Raw genomic sequence first — 15,850 nt, forward strand, 5'->3', positions numbered from 1 at the left:
ATACTCTGACTGTGACAAATTACCTCCACTGCGACATTTTGCCTCGTCAGTTTTTCATTACTCTACGGTATAATCCTTTCATGGCTAATCATCGCGATAATTTAATTCAGCTTTCTTACATCAGAACCGTCACCCTGTTCGGGCAATGTATCGCGGTTATCTTTGCGATTTACGGTTTACAGGCCGATCTTAAAGTATGGCTAGTTGGCACAACCCTGGCCGCCTTAGCGCTGCTAAATGTGATGACTTACGCTCGCCTTTTTTCACCTTGGCCTGTCACGGAGCCTGAGTTTTTCTCTCAATTGATCGCAGATATGGCGCTGTATGGCGCGCTTTTATTTCATATGGGGGGAGCAACCAATCCCTTTATATTCTTACTACTCGTCCCGCTAATTATATCCTCGGCTACCATGTCGAGAGCTTATGTCTGGCTGATAGCCTTCATGATCATCGCCATCTATAGCTCTTTGCTGTTTTATTACGAACCTCTAGTTCAGCTGGATAACAGTCATCAGCACCGCATTATGGAGCTGTTCGATATCCATATTTTAGGAATGTGGATCAACTTCCTCCTAACAGTAATTGTTGTAACCTATTTTATTGTACGCATGCGCCAATCCATGCAGATACAGCAAGAGACATTGGATCAAGAACGCGAGAAACGCATTCAAGATCAACAGCTTCTATCGCTCGCCAATATGGCTGCCGGCACAGCTCATGAACTGGGAACGCCATTAAGCACCATGCAAGTCCTACTCAATGAACTTGAGCATGAACACGCTGAAAACCCAGAGCTAGTAGAAGACTTACAACTCTTACGCCAACAAACCGAACTTTGTGCACAGCGCCTGAAACAGATGAGTCAAAGCGTGAAAGAGGAACAAGCGACTGCGCAGCAGATGTCCACCATGGCACTGGTAGAAGATGTTATTGAGCAGTTTATGATTCTTCGGCCAGAGGTAACGCGTACCTTCACTGTACAAGGTGGCGGAGAACCGCCTTCTCTTAACTGCACAACATCATTAAAACAAGCCCTGTTAAACCTGCTAAATAACGCCGCAGATGCAGAGCCCGAAGATATCAATATCGAACTAGATTGGGATCAACAGACAGTATATTTCCGTATCTACGATAACGGTCCGGGAATTAGTCTTGAACAGAGCAGCAACCTAGGTAAACCTTTTATCACCACAAAGGGTAAAGGCTTAGGAATAGGACTATTCCTTACTAGCACAACATTGGCACGCTATGATGGCGATGTAAGACTCTATAACCGCCCTGAAGGCGGTACGTTAACCGAAGTGACTCTTCCGATAAGGCATGCAGATGACTGAACGCTTTTTGATAGTTGATGACGATCCGGCATTCACCCGCGTACTCTCACGCGCAATGACACGTAGGGAGTTTGAAGTTCAAGTTGCACGTAGCGCCGAAGAAGCCGAAAAGCTGATTCAAAGCTGGGTACCAGACCTAGCGACTGTCGATCTTAAAATGGATGGGGACTCCGGGCTGATACTGATCCCCAAACTTCGACAACAAAATCCTGCAGTGAAAATTCTAATGCTGACGGGCTATGCAAGCATAGCCACAGCAGTAGAAGCGATCAAACTCGGCGCGACCCAATACCTTCCAAAGCCTGCAGATGCCGATCAAATTCTGACCGCTTTAAATAAGATTGAGGCAGATGCTGAAATGGAAGTGACTGAGCAGCCAATGTCGGTGAACCGCCTAGAATGGGAGCATATCCAAAAAGTGCTGAACGAACATGATGGTAATGTATCAGCAACAGCTCGAGCACTTGGCATGCACCGAAGGACCCTGCAGCGAAAACTATCTAAGCGCCCGGTAAAACGATAAAGCACTTTACTGATCGTCTATATAAACCTTGGCATCGAAGGTACGCACCCAATCAGGATGAAACACCAACATCCCTGTCAGGAATATCCCATTCATCAATCCTTCTGGGAACATAATCAGCGGTAGATAACGTACATATTCGTGGATAATTTTCTCGACCGTGTATACACCGTCTAACACTAGAATCGCACTCGCGGATAAGCCTGCTACAGCGGCAGAGAGACCCGCACCTAAAAAACCGCAGACGAATAAGAACACAAAGAAATTCTTCAACATTTTTGCTTCAACAAAGCGATAAACAAGCCAAGTCGATGCAACCGGAAGCAATACAGAACAAACGCCACTTAATAGCAATCCATCCCAGCTTTCCTTACCTACAACGGCCATCCCAACCAATGCAACCGTCGCCGAGAGTATTGCCAAATCCCAACCAAAAACCAAGGTCATAATGGTTAAGCCTAGAAAATGAATACCTAACCCTGGTGAAATTCCAGCCCTCATGGACCACAATGCCATTAGCAATGCAGTGGCACCAAATAACATATGCTGCAATGTTCGGTTATCACCTAATGTAGACCAAGGTGTATTTCTGATGGCATAAAACAAAACCATACAGTAAATAAGGGCACCACCAATCAACCAATATGAATGTAATAATCCTTCGGAAAAACTCATATTTTTTCTACTTTTTAATAATTAGGATACATTTTACATTGAACATTAATTATCTACTTATATGATAAAGATATGGGTCATTTCTTGTTGACGCATATCACTTTTTTCTAAACCAAAGCGGAGAGCGAATGAATATTCTTGTTGTTGATGATGATCGTTTTATTCGTGAAATAATCAGCGCAGTTATTCAGGACGCCAATCATACACCTATTACCGCCTCTCAAGGAGACGAAGCCTTAGCCGCTTTAGATAAGGGTGGAATTGATCTAGTTCTAACTGATGTCGAAATGCCAGGCCGCAACGGTTTCGATCTCACGCGCGAAATCCGCAACCGCTTCCCCAATGATTGGTTCCCTATTATATTCCTCAGCGGTCAAAGTGATGAAAAGCACTATGAGGAAGGTATTGATGCTGGCGGTGACGATTACCTAACAAAACCGGTCAGTCCGATTGTCCTAAAAGCTAAAATTTTGGCGATGGAACGTATCGCCAATATGAAAAAGGCCTTAGATGCAGCCAACTCTCGCTTGGAAAAACTCAGCTCTCAAGATCCACTAACAAAGATATCTAACCGTCGAGATCTGGAAACCAACCTGTTAAAAGAGTGGAAACGCAATAAACGGGAGCAAAATGAGCTAGCGGCTATCATGCTCGATATAGATTTCTTTAAAACCTATAACGATCATTACGGCCACCAGCAAGGGGATGAATGCCTCAAAGCAGTAGCCAAACTATTGAAAGGTGAGCTTAATCGATCTCATGATCTTCTAGCACGCTATGGCGGAGAAGAATTTGTCATAATCCTGCCGGATACTGATATCGAAGGTGCAGAGAAGATAGCAAATAATATAGTCTCTTCCCTAGCATCTAAAGCCATACCACATGTTCAGTCTCAAGCAGCAGAGCATGTGACTGTCAGCATGGGTATTAGCTCAACTGCTAACAATGCAGAAACGCCTTCTGGCCTACTTAAGCAAGCCGACCAAGCACTTTATAAAGCCAAAGAAAGCGGTCGTAACCGTAGCTGCACCTATACCGCTTAACTGCAGGCAGCTATGATCAATCCCATTAAAACTGCATTTTCACGCTGATCTCCGTGAACTGGAGGGTAGTAATTTTTACGCAACCCTTCAGTTACAAAACCACTTTTTTCATACAGCGCTATCGCAGCTAAGTTAGACTCCCTCACCTCCAGCATCACTCGATTAACGCCAGCGTCATGTAGCTGTTGAGTTCCCTGAGCTATCAGTTTCTGAGCATAGCCACAACTTTGATGGGCTGGATCTACGGCTATCTGGAGCAGTTCCGCTTCATCCAGTACTTGAGAAAACATGACATAGCCAATTAAGTCCGGTGCATACAAACCAAGAGCGGTAGATCGCTCTGATTCTATTTGCTTTAGGTATTGTTTAGCCGACCAAGCGCCATGAGTGAAACAGACTTGAGCAATACGCTCTACTGCTGGAAGATCCTTAGCCTGAAGGACATCAATGTTCATAGTAGAAACTTAAGCCGCGCTAGATTTCAGGTCTAACCAGATTTGACGCTTAATTCCTGGAAGCTGCATCGCCTCAGTCAAACTGTAGGTCGCAATCGCTTTAACACCAGATTTGATCGTAAAACTGATACCTTTAAGTTCTTCTAGGCTCTCTTTACGATCCATCACCATTTGAGCTGCAGCTTCACCAAACAAAAGTACCGTTTGTACCTCTTCAGTTTGCAGTTCTTTTGATAGCTTATGCTGAACAGCACTTAGCGCCTGCTTATAACCCTGATCTAAGGTTTTGCTAGCAAACATCGGCCAAGGAAGCATAAAAGCAGCTTCAGCTGGACCTGATCGACCTAAAGCAGCCACGATGGCAGCAGCCAACTGTTGATAATTGTTAGCAAAATTACCTCCCTGAGGCGGTAAACTGTCCACAATCAACACGCTACCGATCCGCTGGAAAACAAGCTTAAAGACTGGAGCTTCGTCCTGTTCCTGCGTTTGAACCTCATCAGACTCAGCAACTACATCAGAAGTTTCTGCGATAGGAGCCACAGGTTTAGAAGCTGGCTTATTAACCTCTTCGGACACTAAACCTAAAGCAGCGCGTGCTTCAGACATCCCCTGCTGCATAGTTTCAGGAGATGACTTTCTAGAAACAGGTGCTGTACTAGCTACATTTTGCTGCTGAGGGCGATTTGGAGAATCGAAAGGAATTTCTGGAGCGGGATACTGAAAATCATCAACCCAATCAGGTGATGGTTTCGCTCCCGCCAGAGAAGCACAAGGTAGCCAACTGGATATGCCCATTGCATCCAGATATTGATGCCTAAGCTGTTCTTGCTCCATAGCCACTACCTTGCCTTAACCCTTAACCCTCAGTTACACCTGAGGATGAGCTTTTTGAACGTTTGCATCCAGCATATTCAAAGCATGGATATAGGCTTTTGCAGATGCGATGATGATATCAGTATCCGCACCTAGACCATTCACGATACGGCCTGCATTTTCCAGACGTACCGTTACTTCACCTTGAGAATCTGTACCTTCTGTCACAGCGTTTACAGAGTAGATCTGCAAGCTTGCACCAGATTCAGCAATCATCTCAATCGCTTTAAATGCCGCATCAACTGGACCACCGCCCGTCGCTTCCGCCGTTTTCTCTTCGTCACCCACTTGCATCACAATCTTGGCAACAGGCGTCTCACCTGTTTGTGAAGTCACAGATAGGCTTGTTAGCTGGAACTGCTCACTGCTTGCAGTAGCACGTGTATCACTTACTAAAGCCACTAGATCTTCGTCAAAGATCTCGCTCTTCTTATCAGCAAGTTCTTTAAAACGAGAGAAAGCGTTATTTAGTTCAGAGTCTGTCGCAAATGTTGTGCCTAGCTCTTCTAAACGTGTACGGAACGCAGCACGACCAGACAACTTACCTAGTACCATACGGTTTGTGTTCCAGCCCACATCTTGAGCGGTCATAATCTCGTATGTTTCACGGTGTTTCAGAACACCATCTTGGTGGATGCCAGACTCATGTGCGAAGGCATTTGCACCTACGATTGCCTTGTTAGGCTGAACAGGGAAGCCTGTCACACTAGAGACTAAACGCGATGCCGGAACGATCTGAGTTGTATCAATATTCGTTTCCACGCCTAGCGTATCTTTACGAGTGCGGATCGCCATCACGATCTCTTCTAGAGAAGCGTTACCTGCACGCTCACCTAGACCGTTTACCGTACATTCAACCTGACGTGCACCGGCACCAACAGCAGCCAAAGAGTTAGCTACAGCTAAGCCTAAGTCGTTATGACAATGTACAGAGAAAATCGCTTTATCAGCATTTGGAATACGCTGGATTAGCTGACCGATTGTGTGAGCAAACTCACCCGGTACCGCATAACCAACAGTATCTGGGATGTTAATTGTACGTGCACCAGCATCGATTACTTTCTCGATGATACGGCACATAAAGTCCAATTCAGAGCGGCTCGCATCTTCTAACGAGAATTCAACGTCATCAATTAGGTTACGCGCACGCGTTACTGCTTTTACTGCTTGCTCAACCACTTGGTCAGGCTGCATCTGCAGTTTGTATTTCATGTGGATAGGTGACGTTGCAATGAAGGTATGGATACGACCCATTGCTGCATTCTGAAGTGCTTCACCCGCACGGTCGATATCGGCATCAAGCGCACGGGATAGAGAACAAACGCGACTTTCCGTCACAGCTTCTGCAATCGCTTTTACCGACTCAAAATCACCCGGGCTCGCAATAGCAAAACCAGCCTCAATTACATCAACACGCATCTTCTCAAGCTGCTTAGCTACACGCAGCTTTTCATCACGCGTCATTGATGCACCAGGGCTTTGCTCGCCATCACGCAAAGTTGTATCAAAAATAATTACACGATTGTCATTGCTCATAAGGTTTGCTCCAAACCGACTCACCAGCGATCAATACTTACAATTATCGCTGCTCTCTAAATTCTTTACAAAATCTGTATTCAAAAAAAGGACAGGAGAGCACTATACTGTTCAAAAAGCAGGGATAGTTTTCAACGCTATCGACAATAAAAACCAGTCTTAAAACTTCGCGTTGCTTTACTCTCTTGATAGCTCATAGCTACAGGGATTTGTGTGGTAATCCAATGCCCACCACTATAACGCCGGGCGGCTGTTTTGCAACCCGTGTTTTCGGCAAATAACGAACAAGTAGAGAGATCATGTCCACAGAGTTTGATTATCAAATCAACCGTAAAGGTACAGCGAGTCAGAAGTGGGAAAAATACAGTGATAGCGACATCCTACCTATGTGGGTTGCCGACACTGACTTTATGTCTCCGCCTGCCGTGATTAAAGCGCTACATGAACGTATAGACCACGGTGTTTTTGGTTACACAAATGTTCCCGTTGAGCTTAATGAGCTGGTTATTCAAAGGATGCAAAGCTTCTATAACTGGGATGTCAGCAGCAATGACATTGTTTGGTTACCCGGTTTAGTTTGCGGTCTAAACCTCGCTTGCCGCAGCCTCGGTGAAAGTGGAGATACAGTTTTAACCCCTAAACCTATCTATCCGCCTTTTATGTCGGCTCCTCGCCTCTCTGATCGTGAGGTTTGCACACTACCTATGCAGGAGATTGATGGCCGCAAGATCATCGATTTTGATGCGTTAGAGAATGCCCTCACCGATAGAACACGACTGCTACTGTTTTGTAACCCTCATAACCCCGGTGGTACGGTCTATCGCAAAGAAGAACTAGAACGCCTTGCAGAGATTATTATTAAACACGATCTCTATATCTGCTCAGACGAAATACACTGCGATTTAATTCTCGAACAAGGGCTACAACATACGCCAATTGCTTCACTCAGCCCCGAGATCGCGGCAAGAACGATAACGCTCATGGCGCCAAGTAAAACCTTTAACATCGCCGGTTTGGGTTGTTCTTTTGCCATTATTGGTAATCCAGAACTGCGTAAGAAATTTATTAATACTAAGAAAGGTGTAGTGCCTGATGTGAACCTACTTGGATACACCGCAGCTATTGCCGCTTATCAGGAAGGTGAAGCGTGGAATCAACAACAGCTTGATTACCTCAGAGCTAATCGCGATTACCTACAAAAGGAGATCAATCAGATCCCCGGCCTTAAACTCGCCCCAATTGAAGCCACTTATCTTGCTTGGATTGATGTATCAGGAGCGAAATTGACCAACCCTGCACATTTTTTTGAGCAAGCAGGTATAGGCATGTCTCCGGGAAGAGACTTTGGCGATAATAACTATATGCGTTTGAATTTCGGCTGCACGCGAAGCACGCTAGAAGAAGCCGTTCGCCGAATAAAACGTGCACTGGTCAATGAACTACCAGCCTAAAACCTAAAGATCCGACTTAGATTCAATAAATGTAAGCGCACTTTTCAATTCATCAAAATACTGCTCCGCTGAGAAATTCAGCGGAGCAAAATCTCGATAATCCCAACCATCCTGTTTAGACCGAGCTGGATTATTCCAATTGTGCCAAGCAACGATATCTGAATAACAAGATTGCGTTAGGTTTAACTGCCAACAATCTATATCACCGCAGTTACACACAAATGGCGTCAATACGATCTCACTATCAGTACAAGCTCGCTGCAACATCTCTTTATTAAAACCACAGATGTAGGCGCCACTAATACTGCCTGCAAAAGCCGCTTCATAATCACTCACCCAATCAAGTAGTGGCTGATCATCAACCAAAATATCGCAATAGAGCCCAAGCTGGCTCTGATAACCACCGTAAACCAACTTAAACTCATTCATCGATTAACATACCCCACTTAAGCACGCGGCAGATCAAAAGGGATAACATTGGCTAAGGAAGATTCTCTAAGCGCTAACATCAACAACCGATCAACACCTAAGGCTACGCCAGCACAATCAGGCATTCCTACCTCCAGCGCGTCCACAAGACGTGTATCAAGAGGGCGCTGCGGCAGATCCAATGTAGCTCTTTGCTTTTGGTCAGCATCCAAACGACGCTTTTGTTCGACACTATCTGTCAGTTCGTAATAGCCATTCGCTAACTCTACACCTCTAACAAACAGCTCAAACCTTGCTGCTACAGTTATTCCCGCTGAATTTTTCCGCACTCGCGCCAATGCTGCTTGGCTTTGTGGATAATCCATCACAAAAATGGCATCGACCTGTTCAAGCTGTGGTTCGATCACATGAGACATCAATAAATTCAGCCATGTATCCGGATCAGAGTCATCTAGCTCGATATCTATATGCTTCCGCGTTTCTTTAATTAAGTCTTCTAAAATGACTTCTTCCGGCCTAAAACCTAAATAGCGGAAAAACAGATCCGAGTAGGTGATACGCTCTACTTGATCTAACTGTAAAACAGGCTTAATCAAGGCTTCAATTTCATCTATCAGGTCAGCATCATCAAAGCCCGGGCGATACCACTCCAACATAGTAAATTCAGGATTGTGACGACGACCATATTCGCCATTTCGAAACACCTTACTCATCTGATAGATCGGCCCACTGCCAGCAGCTAGTAAGCGTTTCATGGCATATTCAGGTGATGTTTGCAGATATAACTGTCGCCCTTCTGCGCCTAACGTTTCGCGGTAATCTACCTCAATGCTATCGATAAAAGGATCACTCACCGCACAGTTAGACATCACTGGCGTATCTACTTCTAATACACCTCTCTGCTTGAAGAAATCACGAATATATCCGAATAACTCGCCGCGTTTACGCAAGTTGTCTATTGAAGCTGAAGGCTGCCAATCATTCATACTGAAGTTACTTATTCCATCTAAAACCACTAGGCGTAACTTTATCAGCTTGGCCCCCTCCAATAAAAATTAAATCGATAAACCCACATACATAACTGCCCATCTGTTTGGTCACTTCACTTATCCCCTTCTACACTTAAGTGCACTATGCATATCACCGAATAAAGGTCGCTGTAGAGGTATGCAGCCATGACAACACCTAAAAACTGTTCTTATTGCAATCCAAATGGTTGGCAATGCAGTGAACCCGCCAATGAATCAGGCCTATGCTACTGGCACGACCCTTCTGTGGATAAAAGTCAGGATGAAGGCGTAAAGGAAGCTGTGGAAAAATGGGCCAAAGCAGGCAAGCCTCTCGATGGATTTCAGTTAGCACGCGCGCAGTTAGAAGATATCAATTTAGTAAACCGTGATAGCAAGAACGGCTATCAATGTCGGAAGGCCGACTTTTATCGCGCCAACCTGCGCAATGCTCACTGCTTTAATATTGACCTTAGGGGCTCATCACTAATGAAAAGCACCTTGGCAGGTGCCAACCTTCATTGTGCCCATTTAGAAAACTGTAACTTACTCGGTGCAGATCTAAGCCACACCCGACTTGAAAATATCAATTGGGGAGATGAACTCCAACAAGAACGAAGAGCACTTGAAGCCTTCCAGCAAAAAAAACCTCAAGAAGCCGTATCCTTATGCCAAGAGGCCGAAGAGGTCGCACGAATTATCCGCAAACAATGCGAGAAAGAGGGGCTTTTTGAGATTGCAGGTCATTTCTTCAAGAAGGAGATGATCTTCAGGCGCTACCAAATGCCCATGTACAGCTCTCGGCGAATTATCTCAAAAGGGGTCGATCTGTTTTGTGGTTACGGCGAATCCCCTATCAGGGTCGTAATGTTTTCAGTCTGTCTGATATTGCTGTGCGCACTGGTGTATTTCTTTCTCGGAACAACCGCATCCAATCCAATCTACCCAGACAGCACCGGTGCCATAGCGATCTTCTTAGAATTCCTCAATGCGATTTACTTCAGCGTTGTAACCTTCACTACACTGGGCTATGGAGACATAGCACCTATAGGGCTCGCAAGGTTTGTTGCAGCTATTGAAGCCTTTTTAGGCAGTTTTACAATGGCGCTGTTTGTAGTGGTGTTCGTCAAGAAGATGACAAGGTAGGAGAAATAAAGTTAGGAGAGGAAAAGGGACAGAGTGATCTGCCCCTTACCAACATTACGCGCGAGAAACGTATTCGCCCGTACGTGTATCAATTTTTAGTACTTCACCTTCGTTGATAAACAAAGGAACGCGTACAACAGCGCCAGTGCTCAATGTAGCTGGTTTAGAACCACCCTGAGCAGTATCGCCTTTAAGGCCTGGATCTGTCTCAGTTACTTCTAACTCTACAAAGTTAGCAGGAGTCACAGAGATTGGGTTACCGTTGAACAAAGTAACCGTTACAGAGTCTTGCTCTTTCAACCATGGCTTAGCTTCAGCAACTGCGTTTTCGTCCGCACCTACCTGCTCAAAAGTATTTGGATCCATGAAGTACCATAGCTCACCATCGTAGTATGAGTATTCCATAGTCGTATCCATTACATCAGCCTGCTCAGCGCTCTCACCTGATTTAAAGGTACGTTCCCAGATACGACCGGACATCAGGTTACGCAACTTAACACGTGTGAACGCCTGACCTTTACCTGGTTTTACAAATTCAACGTCAACCATTGCGCATGGATCGCCGTCGATCATTACTTTCTGACCATTTTTAAACTGGTTAGTAGAAATGTTGCCCATAATGTTCTCTGTATCTCTTGTAAGTTTTTCTCAACCAACAAACCCTGTTGATCGTAAAATTGACAGACATTCTACTTGAAAGGAAAATGCGAGCAACTTTCAGTCGTAATTCCGTACAAAAACATCATGAATTCTATTTCTAATCCCATTCCCGTCACGGAAGAAGCCGACTGGCAACAGCTCCTGAGTCACACAGTTGATGATCCAGCCGAGCTGCTTAAGCTATTAGATCTCCCCGCATCACTACTTCATGGCGCGCAACAAGGGAGCAATCTCTTCTCACTAAAAGTGCCAAAGCCATTTCTACAGCGGATAGAAAAAGGTAATCCAAACGATCCTTTGTTACGCCAAATTCTACCGCTAGATGCAGAAAGCGCGGATATTCCAGGCTATGTCACCGACCCTCTTGCAGAGATGGCTGCAAACCACAGTGATGGACTTATCCACAAATACCATGGTCGTGTACTGCTTATTCTAAGTGGAGCTTGTGCAGTAAATTGTCGTTACTGCTTTCGCCGCCATTTCCCCTATCAAAACAACCGCTTAGGTTCTGGGCAATGGCAACAAGTACTTGAGTACTTAAATGCAAATAAAAGCATTACCGAAGTAATTTTTTCAGGAGGCGATCCCCTTGCAACCTCGGATAAACGCTTGCGTAGAATGATTACGGATTTAGAAGAGATCCCTCATTTAAAGCGTTTAAGAATTCATACCCGCTTACCTATAGTGATCCCGCAGCGGGTAACCTCCGAGTTAACCACTCTCTTTACCAATAGCCGTTTCGACATCGCAGTGGTTCTTCATGCCAATCATGCAAATGAATTGGATCAACAAGTAGCACAAGCTAGCGCGGAACTTAGAGCAGCAAACGTTACCGTCTTAAACCAAGCAGTGTTGCTCAAAGGCGTAAATGACAGCTTAACCGCGCTAACGGAGCTGAGTGAAAAGCTCTTTCATTTCGGAATTCTACCCTATTACTTATTCACCCTAGACCCGGTAAAAGGTGCAGCTCACTTTGATATCCCTGACGATCAAGCCATAGCGTTGCACCAACAACTGCAGGCAACATTACCGGGTTACCTAGTACCAAAGCTTGCTCGCGAGATTCCTGGCAAGGGTTCTAAAACACTCTTGTTCTAACCCCGCCGTTCTTACGAAAGGAAACTGAAACTTTTTCATATTCTTAGTTTCATCCTTTGCTTCCTTCGACTGCTGCCGATAACTATCGAATGGAATAATAAGCACCAGAGGGTGAAGCAATGCGTATTGCAGCTTCTGATATTGCACTGGAGAGTACAGCACACCAATCGACCTATACCGAAATTAGAGAGCATCTAACCGAGGGGTATGTTCGTGCTGGCGATGCTTTCAATAAAGAGAATTTAGTCGAAGGCAGTCACAGAGAACGGGTGGTAAAAGAAGTAAATCAAAGCACTCAAACTGATGACTCAACCTATGCCGATTTCCGCAAACAGATGGAACGGGAAAATGTCGGTAAATACAGCCTTGATCAACTAATCACAAAGACGACGGGGAGTAGCTCAAGCCTATTTGAGCTAAACCCAGAAGATAAAGTCAAAATTGAGCTTTTAAAAAAGCTGTTTGAGAGCATGACTGGCAAAAGCTTCAATGTCGGCATGTTAGATGCTCAAGCTGTAGGAAATAGCGCTAACAATGCTACTACGGAGCAAGCAACAACATCTGCTAGCCAACTGAGTATTACTTCTGGCGAAGCCCTAGAACACGGCTTCGAGTACAGCTACAGCGAAACCACAACCTCCACCGAGCAAGTCCAGTTTCAAGCCCAAGGGCAAGTGAGGACTGCAGACGGTAGGGTTATCGATCTTAACCTACAACTCAATATGAGTCGCTCACTCAGCGAGAATCACAGTTTTCAAATTCGTTTGGGCGCAGCACTCAAAGACCCTCTCGTGATCAATTTTTCTGGCCAAGCCGCCGAACTTAGCGCCGATACGATTGAATTCGATATAGATAGCGATGGTGAGCTGGATACCGTTCATCGTCTTGATGATGCTAGCGGCTATATCGCCCTCGACAAAAACAACAATGGCTCAATTGATAATGGTAACGAGCTGTTTGGCGCACAGTCAGGTAATGGCTTTAAAGAGCTCGCAGCCTACGATGATGATAACAACGGTTTTATCGATGAAGGCGATGCGATCTGGGATCAATTACGCATCTGGGTTCAGCATGATGATGGCAGTAGCAGCATGTTCACCTTAGCCGACAAAGATATTGGCGCTTTATATCTTGGTTATTCCCGTACGGATTGGGAGCTAAGTGCAGGCCAACATAGTGACGAAATGGCAGGAAAGATTCGTGCAACAGGCCTTTTTCTAACAGAGGAAGGCGAGACCGGCACCTTACAGCAGGTTGATCTGGTTGTGTAACCAAAAAGCCTTTAGTTAACACTTAAAACACGCTTACTAATTCCCCCCTCAATTTTATCCAAATTGGGGCAAACCGGTTAAATCATCTCCCACAAATAATCGATTTTGCTCCTTTTTGGCACACCGATTGCGCAACTTTTCTGCGCAGTTTTATTGCTGTTTTTTTGATCAAGCCAATTTATGGTGCACAGCAACATAAAGAGAAGCCCTATTCATACATAAAAAAACATCAAACTAACCTATTGAATTTAAATTACTTTACAAATATAAATGTACAAATAAAACATTTTTGGCAAGCCTTTTGCTCTATCACTACCAAGGTCATTGAGTACGACCGAGGGGAGCAAATAATGAGCGAAGTACAACCAAAATTGGGCAACGGTACTGACAAATGGGATCAAGCGATCATTGTGGTCGGAGCAGGTCCTGTTGGATTTAGGTTTATTCAAGAGTTGCGCAAAAACGCACCTCAGGCACCGGTAATTTTATTTGGTAATGAACCCTACCTACCCTATGACCGCGTTCGTCTGAGCGCCCTACTTGCAGGTCAAGATTCTGCAGAAAACTTGTTACTTCCACTCGATGAATTAGATAACGACCCTCTTTTCAAATACCTGTGCAAAGAGATCGTGTCGATTGATACTGAAAACCACAGCGTTACAGATTCAGAAGCTAATCATTACAGCTACGCCAAGCTAGTCATCGCCACTGGCTCTCGTGCACACGTTCCACATGTTACCGGTGTAGATTTAGAAGGAGTATTCACATTCCGCAACATGCGTGATGCTGAAAAGCTCAAAGCACGCACAACTCGTAGCCAAGATTTAGTCGTAGTTGGCGGCGGCTTACTAGGTTTAGAAGCCGCGCGTGCCATGCAAGGCAATCTGACCAATATCACTTTAGTCCAGCAAGCTAGCCGCATCATGAATCAACAGTTAGATGATGACGCTGCTGCAATGCTACAAAGCCAGCTTGAATCTATGGGGATTCGCGTCATTGTCGGCGCTGGAGTGAAAGGCATAGTCGGTGATCAACGAGTAAAGGGGGTCAGACTGCGTGATGGTAAAACACTCAAGTGTGACTCTGTACTTATCTCTGCAGGCATCAAGCCTAATATTGAGTTAGCGCGTAAAGCTTGGATCAAAGTAGGTACCGGCATTCGTGTCAACGATAGCTTACAAACATCTGATCCGGATGTGTACGCCATTGGTGAATGCGCGGAACACCGAGATAAAGTTTACGGATTAGTAGCCCCGGGCTTCGAACAAGCCGCTGTGGCTGCCAATCATATAACCCAAGGTGACAGCCAATATTTAGGCTCTCATAGCATTGCTCGCCTTAAAGTCGTCGGCGAGTCCGTATTCAGTATGGGTGATGTCTTAGACGATCAGCCTTACGATAAAAAACAGTTTTTCAGCCACAAGGCCAAAGATGGCGGATATCGCAAACTGGCCATTCGCAAAGGACGAATTGTAGGTGCAATGGCGATTGGCGACTGGGATGAGATCCCTCGTATTCAGGAGCTGATCACCCACCAGCGCCGCGTTTATGCATGGCAGATTTTGCGTTTCCACTTTACCGGAAACCTTTGGAATCCAGCGTCTAATAGCCCAGAAAACTGGCCAGAAACCGCAGTGATCTGTAACTGTAACAACGTGACACGTGGGCAACTCAGCTATGCCATGGAGCAGCAAGGCTGCTGTTCCATGGAAACTATTGCCAAATGCACAGGCGCTACAACCACATGTGGTAGTTGTAAGCCACTTGTTCAACAAATTCTTGGCTCCGAAGCAGAGCAACAAGCAGCGCCAGATAGCAGTAATTTATTGATCACCTCTTTAGGGGTATTAGCCGCATTAATCGCCTTTCTAATGGTACCTGCTTTTACTGTTAGCACATCCGTGCAAGATGTAATGCGTTTAGATCTTTTCTGGAACGACGGTTTCTACAAGCAAGTAACTGGGTTTACGCTGTTAGGCCTCACGGTTGTTGGCCTTCTTATGTCACTTAAGAAGCGCAGCAAAGTACTTAAGTTTGGCTCTTACAAACTATGGCGCAGCCTGCACACTATTTTGGCCCTCCTCTGCCTGATCATTTTACTGGCCCATACCGGATTCAATAGTGGCCAAGCTCTTAACCAATGGTTATTGCTCAATTTCTTACTCTTAGCGGGTTTAGGCATTGTGATCAGCCTCGCGATAGGCATGCAACATAAGCTGTCCTTCAATGTCGGTCAGCAACTGCGCAGCATCGGTTTTTGGGGTCACTTGCTGCTGAGCTGGCCTCTACCAGCCCTTTTAAGCTTCCACATTCTCAGTGTTTACTATTTCTAGGTCGGAGAGATAT

The 15,850-nt window shown here is 45.2% G+C and carries 15 protein-coding genes; 8 read left to right on the forward strand and 7 right to left on the reverse strand.

Annotated elements, in window-relative coordinates; translation table 11 throughout:
- Positions 1-80 precede the first annotated feature (80 nt).
- Both ACMXYR_RS14060 and ACMXYR_RS14065 read left to right on the forward strand, forming a co-directional pair.
- Complete coding sequence (locus ACMXYR_RS14060; RefSeq protein WP_415896989.1) at positions 81-1,334, forward strand: ATP-binding protein; 1,254 nt, start codon at positions 81-83, stop codon at positions 1,332-1,334.
- The gene (locus ACMXYR_RS14065) at positions 1,321-1,857 is read left to right on the forward strand and encodes a response regulator transcription factor (protein ID WP_415902065.1); all 537 of its coding nucleotides are present in this window, start codon (positions 1,321-1,323) and stop codon (positions 1,855-1,857) included. The genes ACMXYR_RS14060 and ACMXYR_RS14065 overlap by 14 nt, the downstream gene beginning before the upstream one ends.
- Positions 1,858-1,863: 6 nt before the next feature.
- On the opposite strand, the gene ACMXYR_RS14070 is transcribed toward ACMXYR_RS14065, so the two are convergent.
- Positions 1,864-2,532, reverse strand: a complete 669-nt coding sequence (locus ACMXYR_RS14070) for an energy-coupling factor ABC transporter permease (protein WP_415896991.1) — start codon at positions 2,530-2,532, stop codon at positions 1,864-1,866.
- 128 nt (positions 2,533-2,660) lie between these two features.
- Here ACMXYR_RS14070 and ACMXYR_RS14075 point away from each other — a divergent pair, with 128 nt between their 5' ends.
- The gene (locus ACMXYR_RS14075; RefSeq protein WP_415902066.1) at positions 2,661-3,575 is read left to right on the forward strand and encodes a GGDEF domain-containing protein; all 915 of its coding nucleotides are present in this window, start codon (positions 2,661-2,663) and stop codon (positions 3,573-3,575) included.
- On the opposite strand, the gene rimI is transcribed toward ACMXYR_RS14075, so the two are convergent.
- From rimI to ACMXYR_RS14090, 3 genes are read right to left on the reverse strand one after another with little or no spacing between them, the layout of a single operon-like run.
- Positions 3,572-4,030 (reverse strand): ribosomal protein S18-alanine N-acetyltransferase, encoded by a 459-nt coding sequence (rimI, locus tag ACMXYR_RS14080; RefSeq protein WP_415902067.1) that lies wholly within the window; start codon positions 4,028-4,030, stop codon positions 3,572-3,574. The two genes, ACMXYR_RS14075 and rimI, sit on opposite strands and share 4 nt — an antisense overlap.
- Positions 4,031-4,039: 9 nt before the next feature.
- Positions 4,040-4,867 (reverse strand): hypothetical protein, encoded by an 828-nt coding sequence (locus tag ACMXYR_RS14085; protein ID WP_415902068.1) that lies wholly within the window; start codon positions 4,865-4,867, stop codon positions 4,040-4,042.
- A gap of 33 nt (positions 4,868-4,900) precedes the next feature.
- A complete protein-coding gene (locus ACMXYR_RS14090) occupies positions 4,901-6,442 on the reverse strand; it encodes a 2-isopropylmalate synthase (protein WP_415889340.1) in 1,542 nt (513 codons plus the stop codon).
- 299 nt (positions 6,443-6,741) lie between these two features.
- On the opposite strand from ACMXYR_RS14090, the gene ACMXYR_RS14095 reads away from it, so the two are divergent.
- Entirely contained in the window at positions 6,742-7,893 is a 1,152-nt protein-coding gene (locus ACMXYR_RS14095; RefSeq protein WP_415902069.1) for a MalY/PatB family protein, read from the forward strand.
- A 3-nt stretch (positions 7,894-7,896) separates the two neighbouring features.
- Here the strand turns inward: ACMXYR_RS14095 and ACMXYR_RS14100 are convergent, their stop codons facing one another.
- Both ACMXYR_RS14100 and epmA read right to left on the reverse strand, forming a co-directional pair.
- The gene (locus tag ACMXYR_RS14100) at positions 7,897-8,322 is read right to left on the reverse strand and encodes a hypothetical protein (protein WP_415902070.1); all 426 of its coding nucleotides are present in this window, start codon (positions 8,320-8,322) and stop codon (positions 7,897-7,899) included.
- Positions 8,323-8,339: 17 nt separating this feature from the next.
- Positions 8,340-9,308 (reverse strand): elongation factor P--(R)-beta-lysine ligase, encoded by a 969-nt coding sequence (epmA, locus tag ACMXYR_RS14105; protein ID WP_415882475.1) that lies wholly within the window; start codon positions 9,306-9,308, stop codon positions 8,340-8,342.
- Between the two features lie 189 nt (positions 9,309-9,497).
- Here epmA and ACMXYR_RS14110 point away from each other — a divergent pair, with 189 nt between their 5' ends.
- Positions 9,498-10,475: an ion channel gene (locus ACMXYR_RS14110; RefSeq protein ID WP_415902071.1), complete on the forward strand. Its 978-nt coding sequence runs from the start codon at positions 9,498-9,500 to the stop codon at positions 10,473-10,475.
- Between the two features lie 54 nt (positions 10,476-10,529).
- On the opposite strand, the gene efp is transcribed toward ACMXYR_RS14110, so the two are convergent.
- Positions 10,530-11,093: an elongation factor P gene (gene efp, locus ACMXYR_RS14115; protein WP_415902072.1), complete on the reverse strand. Its 564-nt coding sequence runs from the start codon at positions 11,091-11,093 to the stop codon at positions 10,530-10,532.
- Positions 11,094-11,219: 126 nt separating this feature from the next.
- Here efp and epmB point away from each other — a divergent pair, with 126 nt between their 5' ends.
- From epmB to ACMXYR_RS14130, 3 genes are all read left to right on the forward strand, one after another.
- Positions 11,220-12,233 carry an EF-P beta-lysylation protein EpmB gene (epmB, locus tag ACMXYR_RS14120; RefSeq protein ID WP_415902073.1) on the forward strand — a complete coding sequence of 338 codons (1,014 nt, stop codon included), beginning with the start codon at positions 11,220-11,222 and terminating at the stop codon, positions 12,231-12,233.
- Between the two features lie 119 nt (positions 12,234-12,352).
- Positions 12,353-13,504: a hypothetical protein gene (locus tag ACMXYR_RS14125; RefSeq protein WP_415902074.1), complete on the forward strand. Its 1,152-nt coding sequence runs from the start codon at positions 12,353-12,355 to the stop codon at positions 13,502-13,504.
- A 350-nt stretch (positions 13,505-13,854) separates the two neighbouring features.
- Entirely contained in the window at positions 13,855-15,837 is a 1,983-nt protein-coding gene (locus tag ACMXYR_RS14130; RefSeq protein WP_415902075.1) for an FAD-dependent oxidoreductase, read from the forward strand.
- Positions 15,838-15,850 lie beyond the last annotated feature (13 nt).

The organism is Neptuniibacter sp. QD29_5, assembly GCF_047778125.1.
Lineage (GTDB): Bacteria > Pseudomonadota > Gammaproteobacteria > Pseudomonadales > Balneatricaceae > Neptuniibacter.

Coding starts and splice junctions, on each gene's coding strand:
- ACMXYR_RS14060 (WP_415896989.1), top strand. CDS start 81: ATGGCTAATCATCGCGATAATTTAATTCAGCTTTCTTACATCAGAACC.
- ACMXYR_RS14065 (WP_415902065.1), top strand. CDS start 1,321: ATGCAGATGACTGAACGCTTTTTGATAGTTGATGACGATCCGGCATTC.
- ACMXYR_RS14070 (WP_415896991.1), bottom strand. CDS start 2,532: ATGAGTTTTTCCGAAGGATTATTACATTCATATTGGTTGATTGGTGGT.
- ACMXYR_RS14075 (WP_415902066.1), top strand. CDS start 2,661: ATGAATATTCTTGTTGTTGATGATGATCGTTTTATTCGTGAAATAATC.
- rimI (WP_415902067.1), bottom strand. CDS start 4,030: ATGAACATTGATGTCCTTCAGGCTAAGGATCTTCCAGCAGTAGAGCGT.
- ACMXYR_RS14085 (WP_415902068.1), bottom strand. CDS start 4,867: ATGGAGCAAGAACAGCTTAGGCATCAATATCTGGATGCAATGGGCATA.
- ACMXYR_RS14090 (WP_415889340.1), bottom strand. CDS start 6,442: ATGAGCAATGACAATCGTGTAATTATTTTTGATACAACTTTGCGTGAT.
- ACMXYR_RS14095 (WP_415902069.1), top strand. CDS start 6,742: ATGTCCACAGAGTTTGATTATCAAATCAACCGTAAAGGTACAGCGAGT.
- ACMXYR_RS14100 (WP_415902070.1), bottom strand. CDS start 8,322: ATGAATGAGTTTAAGTTGGTTTACGGTGGTTATCAGAGCCAGCTTGGG.
- epmA (WP_415882475.1), bottom strand. CDS start 9,308: ATGAATGATTGGCAGCCTTCAGCTTCAATAGACAACTTGCGTAAACGC.
- ACMXYR_RS14110 (WP_415902071.1), top strand. CDS start 9,498: ATGACAACACCTAAAAACTGTTCTTATTGCAATCCAAATGGTTGGCAA.
- efp (WP_415902072.1), bottom strand. CDS start 11,093: ATGGGCAACATTTCTACTAACCAGTTTAAAAATGGTCAGAAAGTAATG.
- epmB (WP_415902073.1), top strand. CDS start 11,220: ATGAATTCTATTTCTAATCCCATTCCCGTCACGGAAGAAGCCGACTGG.
- ACMXYR_RS14125 (WP_415902074.1), top strand. CDS start 12,353: ATGCGTATTGCAGCTTCTGATATTGCACTGGAGAGTACAGCACACCAA.
- ACMXYR_RS14130 (WP_415902075.1), top strand. CDS start 13,855: ATGAGCGAAGTACAACCAAAATTGGGCAACGGTACTGACAAATGGGAT.